Raw genomic sequence first — 13,018 nt, 5'->3', positions numbered from 1 at the left:
ATGGCGAAGTACAAGGTCAACCGGGCCGCCGTGCGGCACTGCCGCGAGCTAATCAGGGCCGGCCAGGTCGTGCTCGACAGCGAGTGGGGCGCGGTGCAGCCCGATGCGGACAGCGAGAACGCGTTCCTCGAGGAGCACGGCTGGGACGACTACCCGAAGTGGTTCCTCGGGCTCACCGAGGGCGCCAACGACGAGACCAAGGCGCGGCACGCCTTTGCCTACGGGGACTTCACCAAGGTCCACCGCAGCGGGCTCATCGCCTGCGTCTACCGGGCCGCCGAGTGGCGCCACAAGGACGTCGAGCTGGCGGCACACCGCCTGCTGCAGGAGCTCGACAAGGCGCATCCCGGCGCCAAGGACGACTGAGTCGCAGCGACCCGCGCGCGGCCGCGCCTACTCGACGGTGTCCGGGCTCAGGGTGTCGCACTGGTTGAGGTCGCCCGACTTGTAGCCGGTGGTGAACCACTTCTGGCGTGCGGCAGCGGAGCCGTGGGTCCACGACTCGGGGCTGACCCGGCCCTGGGTCTTCTCCTGGATCCGGTCGTCACCCACCGAGGAGGCCGCCGAGAGGGCGTCCTTGATGTCCTGGTCGGTCAGCGGCTTGAGGAAGGCGACCTCGCCACCGCTGGTGCTCTCACCCTTGGTCTCGGTGGCGTGGTTGGCCCAGACGCCGGCGAGGCAGTCGGCCATGAGCTCGATGCGCACCCCGCCGCTCTGCTCGCCCTTGGGGTCCTTCTGCGCCTCGTCGAGCAGGCCGAGCAGGTCCTGGACGTGGTGGCCGTACTCGTGGGCGACGACGTACTCCTGGGCCAGCGGGCCGCTGCTCGAGCCGAACTGGTCGCTGAGGATCTGGAAGAAGCTCGCGTCGATGTAGACCTGCTTGTCGAGCGGGCAGTAGAACGGGCCGACCTGGTTGCTCGCGGTGCCGCACGCCGACTGCGTCGAGCCGTTGTAGAGGATCGTCGTCGCGGGGGTGTACTCCCGCTTGTACTTCGGCAGCTCCTGCGACCAGAACGTGTTGACGGCCAGGACGGTGGCCTTGACGCGGCAGGCGTCGTTCTTGTTGGCGTCGGCCCCGGTCTTGCAGTTGGCCAGCTCCGAGTCCTGCTCGGTGCCGCCCGGCTGGACCTGGCCCTGGTCGCTGCCGCCGCCGCCGGGGTTCGTCGGCAGGTCGCTGGGGTTGATGCCGAAGATGAGCGCGATGATCAGCAGGATGATGCCGCCGATGCCGCCCCCGACGACCGCGCCGCCGGGGCCGCCGCCGCTGCCGCCGGACCCGACTTGTGAGCCGCCGATGTTGACGTCGTCGTTGAAGCTCATCTGGCCTCCGCGGTCGTGGGCGGGTGCTGCCCGGTGCAGCTGTCCTGAGTGGTCAGCCTTGCAAGTTAGACTAATGATCTCAGCCTCTGAGCGGCGCATCCGCAACTCGTCGGAGCGCCCCACCCCTCGCCTGTGATGTCTGGAGTTCCGTCGTGATTGCCGCCAGTGGGATCGAGCTGCGTGCTGGGTCCAGGCTCCTGCTCGACGGTGCGACCTTCCGGATCGCCGCCGGAGACCGCGTCGGGCTGGTGGGCCGCAACGGTGCCGGCAAGACCACGCTCACCAAGGTGCTCGCCGGTCAGGGTCAGCCTGCTGCCGGCTCGGTGACCGCCACCGGCGAGGTCGGCTACCTGCCCCAGGACCCGCGCACCGGCGACCTGCACGTCCTGGCCCGCGACCGCATCCTGTCGGCCCGCGGCCTCGACCGGATCATCACGCAGATGCGCGAGGCCGAGGGCGCGATGGCGAGCGCCGACGACGAGACCCGGGACAAGGCGATGCGTCGCTACTCGCGGCTCGAGGCCGAGTTCACCGCCGAGGGCGGCTATGCCGCGGAGTCCGAGGCCGCGACCATCGCCAGCGCGCTGTCGCTCGAGGAGCGGGTGCTCGGCCAGCCCCTGGGGACGCTGTCCGGTGGTCAGCGTCGCCGGGTCGAGCTGTCGCGGATCCTCTTCTCGGGGGCGGCCACGCTGCTGCTCGACGAGCCGACCAACCACCTCGACGCCGACTCGATCGGCTGGCTGCGCGACTACCTCAAGGGCTACCAGGGCGGGCTGGTCGTGATCAGCCACGACGTCGAGCTGCTCGACTCCGTCGTCAACCGGGTGTTCCACCTCGATGCCAACCGCGCCGAGCTGGACCTCTACAACGTCGGCTGGAAGCCCTACCTCCAGCAGCGCGAGACCGACGAGCGGGCCCGCAAGCGGGAGTATGCCAACGCGACCAAGAAGGCCGCCGCGCTGATGGAGCAGGCCGAGAAGATGCGGGCCAAGGCGACCAAGGCGGTGGCCGCCCAGAACATGATCAAGCGCGCCGAGCGGATGCTCGCGGGAGTCGAGGGGGAGCGGACCAGCGACAAGGTCGCCAAGCTGCGGTTCCCCGACCCCGCACCGTGCGGCCGGACGCCGCTGCGCGCCTCCGGCCTGTCGCGGTCCTACGGCAGCCAGGAGGTCTTCACCGACGTCGACCTGGCCATCGACCGCGGTTCGCGGGTCGTCGTGCTCGGGCTCAACGGTGCGGGCAAGACCACCCTGCTCCGGATGCTCGCCGGGGCCGACCAGCCCGACACCGGCCAGGTCGAGCCGGGGCACGGGCTCAAGCTCGGCTACTACGCGCAGGAGCACGAGAACCTCGACGTGTCCCGCAGCGTGCTGGCCAACATGAAGTCGGCCGCGCCCGCCTCGTTCGGCGAGACCGAGGTGCGCAAGGTGCTGGGGTCGTTCCTGTTCAGCGGTGACGACGTCGACAAGCCGGCCAGCGTGCTGTCCGGTGGCGAGAAGACCCGGCTCTCGCTGGCCATGCTGGTCGTCTCCAGTGCCAACGTGCTGCTGCTCGACGAGCCCACCAACAACCTCGACCCCGCGTCGCGCGAGGAGATCCTCGGCGCCCTGCGCACCTACAAGGGCGCGGTCGTCCTCGTGACGCACGACGAGGGTGCGGTCGAGGCACTGGAGCCGGAGCGGATCCTGCTGCTGCCCGACGGCGTCGAGGACCACTGGGGCCAGGACTACCTGGACCTCATCTCACTGGCCTGACCCCTCGTCCCCGGCGGCACGGCATACCCACCGGTTTGGTGGGGATTGCGGTCGGATAATGGACGGTTATGCAATGCATAAGCGAACGGGCAGAATGGTGGGGTGACGCAGACCCCCATCCGTCCCCAGCGGCAGGCAGGCAAGGCCACCGGCGCCTGGGCCGACGGCGATCGCACCCCCCTGAACGCCAACGAGGAGTTCAAGCAGGCCGATGACGGCCTCAACGTGCGGGCCCGCATCGAGGAGGTCTACTCCAAGGAGGGCTTCGCCAGCATCCCGGGGGAGGACCTGCGGGGTCGGATGCGCTGGTGGGGTCTCTACACGCAGCGCAAGCCCGGCATCGACGGCGGCAAGACCGCCACCCTCGACCCCAGCGAGCTCGACGCGGAGTTCTTCATGCTGCGGGTCCGCAGCGACGGCGGGGCGCTCGACGCCGACCAGCTGCGCACGGTCGCCGAGATCAGCCGGGAGTTCGCCCGTGACACCGCTGACGTCACCGACCGGCAGAACATCCAGCTGCACTGGATCCGGGTGGAGGACGTGCCCGAGATCTGGCAGCGCCTGGAGGCGGTCGGCCTGACCACGGCCGAGGCCTGCGGCGACACCCCGCGCGTCATCCTGGGCTCGCCGGTCGCGGGCATCGCGGCCGACGAGGTGCTCGACGGCACGCCGGCGGTGCGCCAGATCCTCGACCGCTACATCGGCAGCCCGGAGTTCTCCAACCTGCCCCGGAAGTTCAAGACCGCGATCTCGGGCAGCCCCAGCCTCGACGTCGCGCACGAGGTCAACGACATCTCGTTCGTCGGGGTGGAGCACCCCGAGCACGGCCCGGGGTTCGACCTGTGGGTCGGCGGGGGCCTGTCCACCAACCCGATGTTCGCGCAGCGCCTGGGGGCCTGGGTGCCGCTCGAGGAGGTCCCTGACGTCTGGAAGGGCGTCGTCTCGATCTTCCGTGACTACGGCTACCGCCGGCTGCGCAACCGCGCCCGCCTGAAGTTCCTGATGGCCGACTGGGGAGCCGAGAAGTTCCGCGACGTGCTCCAGAACGAGTACCTCAAGCGGGTGCTCCTCGACGGACCCGCGCCGCCCGCCCCGAGTGCCCACCGCCGCGACCACGTGGGCGTGCACCCCCAGCAGGACGGCAACTTCTGGGTCGGCGTCGCCCCGATCGCCGGCCGCGTGAGCGGCACGACCCTGGCTGCCGTCGCGGAGCTGGCTGCGAAGCACGGCTCGGGCCGGGTGCGCCTCACCGCCCACCAGAAGCTGCTCGTGCTGGACGTGCCCCAGAAGCAGGTCGCAGCCCTCACGGCGGCCCTGGACGAGATCGGTCTCCCGGCTGCCCCGAGCGAGTGGCGGCGCGGTCTCATGGCGTGCACCGGGATCGAGTTCTGCAAGCTGGCCCTCGTCGAGACGAAGGCGCGGGCGCACACCGTGATCGCCGAGATGGAGCGCCGCCTGCCGGAGTGGGACGTGCCGTTCTCGATCCACATCAACGGCTGCCCCAACTCGTGCGCCCGCACCCAGGTCGCCGACGTGGGCCTCAAGGGCATGGTGCAGACCGACGACGACGGCAACCTCGTCGAGATCTTCCAGGTGCACCTGGGCGGTGGGCTGGGCACCGAGCCGCAGCTCGCGCGCAAGACCCGCGCGCTCAAGGTCCGTGCCGAGGACCTGCCCGACTACGTCGAGCGGCTCGCCGGCCGGTTCGTCGCGCAGCGCGAGGGCGAGGAGTCGTTCGCGCACTGGGCGCACCGCGCCGAGGAGGACGACCTGCGATGAGCGACAGCCCCCGCGCCAGCATCATCTACTACTGCCCGTTCTGCGCCGAGGAGGACCTCCGGCCGGTGGAGGAGCCCCGGGGTGGATGGCGCTGCAACGCCTGCGCCCGCGTCTTCACCGTGCAGATGGCCGCCCTCGACACGACCCGCATCCCGGGTCGTCTCCGCGAGGAAGCCGAGCTCCGAGGAGGAGGACCAGCATGAGCCCGACCGACACCGACACCACCGCAGGCACCCGCTCCGGCGAGGAGCTGAAGGCCCTGGCTGCGGCCGCCGAGGAGCGCTTCGGTGCGCTGGAGGCGCAGGGCGACGCCGCGGCCTACGAACAGCGGGTGGAGCTGGCGCGGGACGCGCTGCGCTGGGCGCAGGAGACCTTCGGCGAGCACCTCACAGTGGCGTCGTCGATGGGTGACGAGGTGCTCGTGCACCTCGTCGGGACGACCATCCCCGGGGCCGACGTGTTCTTCCTCGACACCGGCTACCACTTCGTCGAGACGCTGGGCACCCGAGACGCCTACGCGGCCATGCTGCCCCTGAACATCCGGACCATCCTGCCGCTGCTGACCGTCCCGCAGCAGGACGAGAAGTACGGCGCCAAGCTGCACGACCGCGACCCGAACGCGTGCTGCGCGATGCGCAAGGTGGAGCCGCTCAACCGCGCGCTGTCGACCCACCAGGCCTGGGTCACCGGCATGCGTCGCGTCGACGCGCCGACCCGCACCGACATCGGCATCGTCGGCTGGGACGAGAAGCGCGAGATGGTCAAGCTCAACCCGATCGCCGGCTGGTCCGACGACGACGTCGACCGCTACGTGGCCGAGCACGGGGTCTTCCTCAACCCGCTGCGGCAGGAGGGCTACGCGTCGATCGGCTGCGCCCCTTGCACCCGCCCCGTCGCCGAGGGCGAGGACGCCAGGGCCGGCCGCTGGGCCGGCCAGGACAAGACCGAATGCGGGCTGCACACATGACGACGACCGCCGCGCGGGCGCTGCCCGACGAGTTCACCCTCGACCACCTCGACCACCTCGAGTCCGAGGCGATCCACATCTTCCGGGAGGTGGCAGGGGAGTTTGAGCGACCGGTCATCCTGTTCTCGGGGGGCAAGGACTCGGTCGTCATGGTGCACCTGGCGCTCAAGGCGTTCGCGCCGGGGCAGCTGCCGTTCGCGCTCCTGCACGTCGACACCGGTCACAACTTCCCGGAGGTGCTCGACTACCGCGACGCCACCGTGGAGCGCCTGGGGGTGCGGCTCGTCGTCGCCCACGTGCAGGACTACATCGACGACGGCCGGCTGCGCGAGCGCCCCGACGGCACCCGCAACCCGCTCCAGACCGTGCCGCTGCTCGACGCCATCGAGGCCGGGAAGTTCGACGCCGTCTTCGGTGGCGGCCGTCGCGACGAGGAGAAGGCCCGCGCCAAGGAGCGCGTCTTCAGCCTCCGCGACTCGTTCGGGGCCTGGGACCCGCGCCGGCAGCGACCGGAGCTCTGGGACCTCTACAACGGCAAGCACGCGCCAGGCGAGCACGTGCGGGTCTTCCCGCTCTCGAACTGGACCGAGCTCGACGTCTGGCGCTACATCGAGCGGGAGGGGATCGCCCTGCCCGACCTCTACTACGCCCACGAGCGCGAGGTCTTCGCCCGTGACGGCATGTGGCTGTCCGCCGGAGACTGGGGTGGACCCAAGGACACCGAGCGGGTTGAGACCCGGATGGTCCGCTACCGCACCGTCGGCGACATGAGCTGCACCGGTGCCGTCGACTCCGCCGCGACCGACGTCGCCGGGGTGATCCTCGAGCTCGCGGCCTCCCGCCTCACCGAGCGCGGTGCGACCCGAGCGGACGACCGGATGTCCGAGGCCGCCATGGAGGACCGGAAGAAGCAGGGGTACTTCTGATGACTGCGACCCATGAGGCGGATGCTGCCGTGACCCTCGCCACCTCCGACGACCCGGCACCCGCGCACCGGCACGAGCTGCTCAGGCTGGCGACGGCGGGCTCGGTCGACGACGGCAAGTCCACCCTGGTGGGCCGGCTCCTCTACGACACCAAGTCGGTCCTCGCCGACCAGCTCGACGCGGTCGAGCGGGTCAGCCGGGAGCGCGGGCTGGACGCCGCCGACCTCGCCCTGCTGACCGACGGCCTCCGGGCCGAGCGCGAGCAGGGGATCACCATCGACGTCGCCTACCGCTACTTCTCGACGGCGACCCGCTCCTACGTGCTGGCCGACACCCCCGGCCACGTCCAGTACACCCGCAACATGGTCACCGGTGCCTCCACGGCCGAGCTCGCCCTGATCCTCATCGACGCGCGTCACGGGGTCGTCGAGCAGACCCGCCGCCACCTCGCGGTCACCGGTCTGCTCGGCGTGCGCCACGTCGCGGTGGCCGTCAACAAGATGGACCTGGTCGACTGGTCGCAGGAGCGGTTCAGCGAGATCGTGGCCGAGTTCTCCCGCCACGCAACGCGGTTCGGCATCGACGACGTCGTGGCCGTGCCGGTGTCCGCGCTCTTCGGCGACAACGTGGTGGACCGCACCGACCGGGCCGGCTGGTACACCGGGCCCACCCTGCTCGAGCACCTCGAGTCCGTGCCCGTCGGCACCGACCCGTCGGCCCAGCCCCTGCGCATGCCGGTGCAGTACGTCATCCGTCCGCAGAGTGCCGAGCACCGGGACTACCGCGGGTATGCCGGTCGGCTGGCTTCCGGGGTGGTGCGCCCCGGCGACGAGGTCACCGTCCTGCCCGGTGGTGCGCGCACCACTGTCGCCGGCATCGACCGCGCCAGGGCCGACGGCTCGCTGGAGTCACTCGACGTGGCCTTCGCGCCGCAGTCGGTGGTGCTCCGGCTGACCGACGACCTCGACGTGTCGCGGGGCGACCTGTTGGCCGCGGCCGACGAGCCGAGCCTGACGACCCGCAACCTCTCCGGCACCGTCGCCGTGCTGTCGGAGCGTCCGCTGCGCCAGCGTGACCGGGTGCTGCTGAGGGTCGGCACGCGCACCGTCCGGGCCCTGGTCGACGACGTCGTGGACCAGCTCGACATCGCGACGATGGAGCAGCAGACCGCCCCGGATGGCTTGGCGCTCAACGCGATCGGCCGCGTGCGCATCCGCCTCGCGGACGACATCGCCATCGACGACTACCGCGCACTGCGCCGGACCGGCGCCTTCCTGCTCATCGACGACGCCGACGGCTCGACCCTGGCTGCGGGCATGGCCGACGCGCCGGACCGCAGCATCGGTGAGGGCATCTGATGGGCTCGCCGTCCTACCCGCTGACCCTCGACCTCACCGGTCGCAGGGTCGTCGTGGTCGGGGGAGGGCCGGTCGCGGCCCGGAAGGCCGCGGCACTCGTCGAGGCCGGCGCGCTGGTCGACGTCATCGCCCCCTTCGTCTGCGAGGAGCTGGCTGAGCTGGCCGCGGAGCGCAGGGTCACCTGGGTGGCCCGCGACTACCTCCGCGGCGACCTGACTTTGAAGGATCGTCCGGATTCTGACGCCCACGATCCTTCAGAGTCGTGGGCGGAGGCGTTGTCGGCTCCGGCGTGGCTGGTGCACACCGCCACCGGAGAGGCGCAGGTCGACGCCCAGGTCGCGCGGGAGGCCGAGGCCGCCCGCATCTGGTGCGTCCGGGCCGATGACGCCACGGCCTCGACCGCGTGGACCCCTGCGGTGGCGCGGGGGTCAGTCGGCACGGCCAGTGAGGGACTCACCGTGGCGGTGAGTGCCGGTGCCGACCCGCGCCGCGCCACTGCCGTCCGCGACGCCGTCCTCGCGGCCCTCGACAGCGGCACCCTGCCCGTCCGCCGGGTGCGACGCCCCGAGGCAGCCGGTGCGCAGGACGCACCTGTCAGCGTCGGTCGGGTCGCGCTGGTGGGTGGTGGCCCCGGTGCCGAGGACCTGATCACGGTGCGGGGGCGAGCCCTCCTGGCCGCTGCCGACGTCGTCGTCACCGACCGGCTCGGCCCGCGGGGGCTGCTGCGGACGCTCTCCTCCGAGGTCGAGGTCGTCGACGTCGGCAAAACCCCTGGGAACCACCCGGTCAGCCAGGAGCGCATCAACGAGCTCCTGGTGCACCACGCCCGGCTCGGGAAGCGGGTGGTCCGGCTCAAGGGCGGTGACCCCTTCGTCCTCGGTCGCGGTGGCGAGGAGGCCCTGCACTGCCTCGCGCACGGCGTGCCCGTCGAGGTCGTGCCCGGCGTGACCTCGGCCGTCTCCGTCCCCGCGGCGGCAGGCATCCCGGTGACCCACCGTGGGGTGGCGGCGTCGTTCGTCGTCGCGTCCGCGCACGAGGGCGCCGACCACGTCCTCGCGGCAGCGGCGGACGCGGCCCCCGACGCCACGCTCGTGCTCCTGATGGGGATCACCCGGCTCGCGGAGACCGCCGCGGCGCTCATTGCTGCCGGGCGCCCGTCCGACACGCCGGTGGCCCTCGTCGAGCGCGGCTGGACTCCCGAGCAGCGCACGACGACCACCACGCTGGCCGCTGCGGCGGCAGACGCGGTGGCGGCCGGCGTGCGTGCGCCGGCGGTCGTCGTCGTCGGCCAGGTCGTGGCCCTGCGAGAGCACCTCGGCGACCTCTCCGGGAGTAACGTCACGGCGTGACCACCGACACCGACATCGTGCTGCTCGCCCACGGCTCGCCGGACCCCCGGCACGCCCAGGGCGTCGAGACCCTGGCCACCCACGTGCGCGAGCTGGCTCCGCACCGGACGGTCCACACGGCATACCTCGACCACCACGGTCCCAACGCGACCGAGGCCGGTGCCGACCTCGGTGAGCACGTGGTGGTCGTGCCCGTGCTGGTCACGCCCGCCTACCACGCCAAGGTCGACGTCCCCGCCGCGGTCGACGAGCTCGCCGCCGCGTCCGGCTCCTCGGTCTCCCTGGCCCCTCCGCTGGGGCCGCACGAGCTGCTGCTGGAGGCCGCCGAGGAGCTGCTCGCCGCCGAGGGCATCACGCCCGACCCCACCACCGCCGTCCTCCTCTATGCCGCCGGGTCCAGCGACAGCGAAGCCGTCGCGACCGTCGGCCACACCCTCGACGAGCACCCCCGCGAGGGGTGGGGCCCGTGGGGCGTGGCCGCCCTCGACGGCGGGTCCACGCTCGACCAGGTGCTGCGGCGGCTGCCCGACGAGGTCGAGCGCACGGTGGCCGTGTCGTTCATGGTGGCCGAGGGGGTCCTCCGCGACCGGATGGCCCAGCAGTGTGGTCGCGCCGGGGTGTCGATGGTTCCCGGAGCCCTGGCCCGCACGTCGGCGGTCGCCCACCTCGTCCTCGAACGGGCGGATAGCCTGCCTGCGTGACCGACGCAGCCCAGCACCACCCGCACCTGTCCGTCGTCCGCGAGGGAGCCGTCCTCACGGTCAGCCTCGACCACCCGGACCGCCGCAACGCCCAGACGCCGAGCCTGTGGCTGACCCTCGCGGACCTCGCCACGAGCCTCGACCCCGACGTGAGGGTCGTCGTGCTGCGGGGCGAGGGCCCGTCCTTCTCGGCCGGTCTCGACCGGGCGATGCTGGCGCCCGGTGGTGTGCCCGGCGAGACCGACATGATCGCGATGGCAGCCGAGAGCGCCGAAGGAGCCGCGGAGACCATCGAGTCCTTCCAGCGCGGCTTCTCCGCCTGGGCCGAGGTGCCGGCCGTGGTCGTGGCCGCGGTGCAGGGCCACGCGATCGGCGCCGGCTTCCAGCTCGCCCTCGCCGCTGACCTGCGCGTGGTGGCCGACGACGTGCAGTTCGCGATGCGGGAGACCTCGCTCGGGCTGGTGCCCGACCTGGGTGGCACGGGTCCGCTCGTCGCCCTGGTCGGGGTGGCCCGGGCCCTCGAGATCTGCGCCACCGGGCGGTTCGTCGGCGCGTCCGAGGCCGTCGCCATCGGGCTGGCCAACGTCGCGGTGCCGGTGGACGCGCTCCGGGAGACCACGGACGACCTCGTCGCGGCCCTGCTCGCCGCCCCGGAGGCGGCGCTGCGCGAGCTCAAGCCCCTGCTGCGCAGCGCGGTGGGGGCGGAGCGGGAGACCCAGCTGCGGCTCGAGCGCGAGGCGCAGGGTCGACTCCTGCACTCCCTCGCGTCCCACCTTTATCGGGTCTAGGGACAAAGGTCGGCTTCACCCCGAAACGGTTCCGGGGTGGAGCCGACCCTTGTCGGGTGGGGCCGCGCTGGCGATCCGCGGTTGCGCGCTGGGCGCAATGTCAGTGCCCGGCCCCATCATGGGGAATGAGCCGTCGCCCGGGCGGCGTTCCACGGCCGTGAGTAGAGGAGAAGCCCTGTGAGCCATGCCGGCTGGATGGCCATGCGGTCCCTGACCCGCGACGACTCGGTCAAGGACCGCAAGCTCGCGCCGGGCACCGCGCGCCGCGTCGCGTCCTACGCCCAGCCGTTCCGGCGCGAGATCGGGCTGTTCCTCGTGCTGGTCATCATCGACTCGGCCCTGGTCGTCGCCACCCCGCTCCTGCTCAAGGAGCTCATCGACAAGGGCATCACGCCCCGCGACCGCGGCGTCGTCATCGAGCTCGCGCTCGTGGTGGCTGCCCTGGCTGTCGTCAGCGGCCTCCTCACCCTGGTCGAGCGCTGGTTCTCCAGCCGCATCGGTGAGGGGCTGATCTACTCGCTGCGCACGGAGGTCTTCTCCCACGTGCTGCGCCAGCCGATCGCGTTCTTCACCCGGGCGCAGACCGGAGCCCTGGTGAGCCGGCTCAACAGCGACGTCATCGGTGCGCAGCAGGCGTTCACGTCGGTGCTGTCCAGCGTCGTGAGCAACGTCGTGTCGCTGGTGCTGATCATCGTCACGATGGCGACGCTGTCCTGGCAGCTCACGCTCGCCTCGCTGGCCCTCGTGCCGTTCTTCCTGCTGCCGGCGCGGCTGATGGGCCGGCGTCTCGCCGGGCTGACCCACGCCCAGATGGGGCTCAACGCCGACCTCGGCTCACGCATGACCGAGCGGTTCAACGTCGCCGGCGCGCTGCTCGTCAAGCTCTTCGGGGAGCCCCGCCGCGAGGACCGAGAGTATGCCGAGCAGGCGGCCGGGGTGCGCGACATGGGGGTCCGGATCGCGCTCAACCGCAGCATCTTCTTCGTCGCCCTCACGCTGGTGGCCTCGCTGGCAACCGCCATGGTCTACGGCTTCGGGGGGCTGATGGCGGTCAGCGGATCGCTCACCGTCGGCACCCTGCTCGCCCTCACCGCCCTCCTGGCGCGGCTCTACGGGCCGCTGACCTCGCTGTCCAACGTGCGCGTCGACGTGATGACCGCGCTCGTGTCGTTCGAGCGGGTCTTCGAGGTGCTCGACCTCCAGCCGCTCGTCACCGAGCGCGCCGACGCCCAGCCGATCCCCACTGCCCCGGTGCGGGTCGAGCTGTCCGGGGTCGCGTTCCGCTACCCCTCGGCCGACGAGGTGTCGCTGGCTTCCTTGGAGAGCGTCGCGACCGGCGACCGCAAGGGCGGGGGAGTCGTGCTCAGGGACGTCGGGTTCGTCGCCGAGCCGGGCCAGCTCGTGGCGCTGGTCGGCCCGAGCGGGGCCGGCAAGACGACCATCACCTCGCTCCTGGCGCGGCTCTACGACCCGTCGACCGGATCGGTGCGGCTCAACGGGGTCGACCTCCGCGACGCGACGTTGGAGTCCGTGACCCGTACCGTCGGCATGGTCACCCAGGAGGCGCACCTGTTCCACGACACCATCCGCGCCAACCTGCGCTATGCCGCTCCGGACGCCACCGACGACCAGTTCGTCGAGGCCCTCAAGGCCGCGCAGGTCTGGTCACTGGTGGGGTCGCTCCCCGAGGGGCTCGACACCGTCGTGGGCGACCGCGGACACCGCCTGTCCGGCGGCGAGAAGCAGCGACTGGCCCTCGCGCGGCTGCTGCTCAAGGGGCCGGGCCTGGTGGTCCTCGACGAAGCCACCGCTCACCTCGACAGCGAGTCGGAGGCCGCGGTGCAGCGAGCCCTCGACACCGCCCTCGAAGGTCGGACGGCGATCGTCATCGCCCACCGGCTCTCGACCGTGCGCGGGGCCGACCAGATCCTCGTCGTCGACCAGGGCCGGATCGTCGAACGCGGCACGCATCGCGAGCTGCTCGAACGCGGCGGGCTCTACAACGACCTCTACACCACCCAGTTCGCCGACCAGGAGAGTCGCAGCACCGACGTCCCCGCCTGAGGGAACCAGCCG

General features: G+C 71.8%; 12 protein-coding genes. 11 read left to right on the top strand and 1 reads right to left on the bottom strand.

All coding sequences use genetic code 11. The features are described from left to right. Entirely contained in the window at positions 1–366 is a 366-nt protein-coding gene (locus ASG91_RS02960; RefSeq protein ID WP_056921084.1) for a hypothetical protein, read from the top strand. Between the two features lie 27 nt (positions 367–393). Here ASG91_RS02960 and ASG91_RS02955 read toward each other — a convergent pair whose 3' ends face one another. Continuing rightward, positions 394–1,320 carry a neutral zinc metallopeptidase gene (locus ASG91_RS02955; RefSeq protein ID WP_056921083.1) on the bottom strand — a complete coding sequence of 309 codons (927 nt, stop codon included), beginning with the start codon at positions 1,318–1,320 and terminating at the stop codon, positions 394–396. Positions 1,321–1,472: 152 nt separating this feature from the next. Between ASG91_RS02955 and ASG91_RS02950 the strand changes: the two genes are divergently transcribed. The 10 genes from ASG91_RS02950 (at position 1,473) to ASG91_RS02905 (ending at position 13,006) form a co-directional block, all read left to right on the top strand. Further along, positions 1,473–3,074 carry an ABC-F family ATP-binding cassette domain-containing protein gene (locus ASG91_RS02950; protein WP_056921082.1) on the top strand — a complete coding sequence of 534 codons (1,602 nt, stop codon included), beginning with the start codon at positions 1,473–1,475 and terminating at the stop codon, positions 3,072–3,074. 102 nt (positions 3,075–3,176) lie between these two features. Further along, positions 3,177–4,853: a nitrite/sulfite reductase gene (locus tag ASG91_RS02945; protein WP_056921081.1), complete on the top strand. Its 1,677-nt coding sequence runs from the start codon at positions 3,177–3,179 to the stop codon at positions 4,851–4,853. Continuing rightward, a complete protein-coding gene (locus ASG91_RS02940) occupies positions 4,850–5,056 on the top strand; it encodes a hypothetical protein (RefSeq protein ID WP_056921080.1) in 207 nt (68 codons plus the stop codon). The genes ASG91_RS02945 and ASG91_RS02940 overlap by 4 nt, the downstream gene beginning before the upstream one ends. Beyond that, positions 5,053–5,820 carry a phosphoadenylyl-sulfate reductase gene (locus tag ASG91_RS02935; protein WP_082593846.1) on the top strand — a complete coding sequence of 256 codons (768 nt, stop codon included), beginning with the start codon at positions 5,053–5,055 and terminating at the stop codon, positions 5,818–5,820. The genes ASG91_RS02940 and ASG91_RS02935 overlap by 4 nt, the downstream gene beginning before the upstream one ends. Further along, positions 5,817–6,746 carry a sulfate adenylyltransferase subunit CysD gene (gene cysD / locus ASG91_RS02930; protein ID WP_056921079.1) on the top strand — a complete coding sequence of 310 codons (930 nt, stop codon included), beginning with the start codon at positions 5,817–5,819 and terminating at the stop codon, positions 6,744–6,746. Before ASG91_RS02935 ends, cysD begins: the two co-directional genes overlap by 4 nt. Continuing rightward, positions 6,746–8,104, top strand: coding sequence for a sulfate adenylyltransferase subunit 1 (locus ASG91_RS02925; protein ID WP_056921078.1), 1,359 nt, complete (start codon positions 6,746–6,748; stop codon positions 8,102–8,104). The genes cysD and ASG91_RS02925 overlap by 1 nt, the downstream gene beginning before the upstream one ends. Beyond that, the gene (cobA, locus tag ASG91_RS02920; RefSeq protein WP_056921077.1) at positions 8,104–9,453 is read left to right on the top strand and encodes a uroporphyrinogen-III C-methyltransferase; all 1,350 of its coding nucleotides are present in this window, start codon (positions 8,104–8,106) and stop codon (positions 9,451–9,453) included. Before ASG91_RS02925 ends, cobA begins: the two co-directional genes overlap by 1 nt. Then, on the top strand, positions 9,450–10,154 hold the full coding sequence (locus ASG91_RS02915; RefSeq protein ID WP_056921076.1) for a sirohydrochlorin chelatase: 705 nt from the start codon (positions 9,450–9,452) through the stop codon (positions 10,152–10,154). The genes cobA and ASG91_RS02915 overlap by 4 nt, the downstream gene beginning before the upstream one ends. Beyond that, on the top strand, positions 10,151–10,942 hold the full coding sequence (locus tag ASG91_RS02910; protein WP_056921075.1) for an enoyl-CoA hydratase/isomerase family protein: 792 nt from the start codon (positions 10,151–10,153) through the stop codon (positions 10,940–10,942). Before ASG91_RS02915 ends, ASG91_RS02910 begins: the two co-directional genes overlap by 4 nt. A 195-nt stretch (positions 10,943–11,137) precedes the next feature. Continuing rightward, positions 11,138–13,006 (top strand): ABC transporter ATP-binding protein, encoded by a 1,869-nt coding sequence (locus ASG91_RS02905; RefSeq protein WP_056921074.1) that lies wholly within the window; start codon positions 11,138–11,140, stop codon positions 13,004–13,006. Positions 13,007–13,018: the final 12 nt, after the last annotated feature.

The organism is Phycicoccus sp. Soil802 (assembly GCF_001429605.1).
GTDB lineage: Bacteria > Actinomycetota > Actinomycetes > Actinomycetales > Dermatophilaceae > Pedococcus.
Note: the sequence above shows the minus strand (reverse complement) of the source record. Positions and strands in the feature narration are given on the sequence as shown.

Coding starts and splice junctions, on each gene's coding strand:
- ASG91_RS02960 (WP_056921084.1), top strand. CDS start 1: ATGGCGAAGTACAAGGTCAACCGGGCCGCCGTGCGGCACTGCCGCGAG.
- ASG91_RS02955 (WP_056921083.1), bottom strand. CDS start 1,320: ATGAGCTTCAACGACGACGTCAACATCGGCGGCTCACAAGTCGGGTCC.
- ASG91_RS02940 (WP_056921080.1), top strand. CDS start 4,850: ATGAGCGACAGCCCCCGCGCCAGCATCATCTACTACTGCCCGTTCTGC.
- ASG91_RS02935 (WP_082593846.1), top strand. CDS start 5,053: ATGAGCCCGACCGACACCGACACCACCGCAGGCACCCGCTCCGGCGAG.
- cysD (WP_056921079.1), top strand. CDS start 5,817: ATGACGACGACCGCCGCGCGGGCGCTGCCCGACGAGTTCACCCTCGAC.
- ASG91_RS02925 (WP_056921078.1), top strand. CDS start 6,746: ATGACTGCGACCCATGAGGCGGATGCTGCCGTGACCCTCGCCACCTCC.
- cobA (WP_056921077.1), top strand. CDS start 8,104: ATGGGCTCGCCGTCCTACCCGCTGACCCTCGACCTCACCGGTCGCAGG.
- ASG91_RS02905 (WP_056921074.1), top strand. CDS start 11,138: ATGGCCATGCGGTCCCTGACCCGCGACGACTCGGTCAAGGACCGCAAG.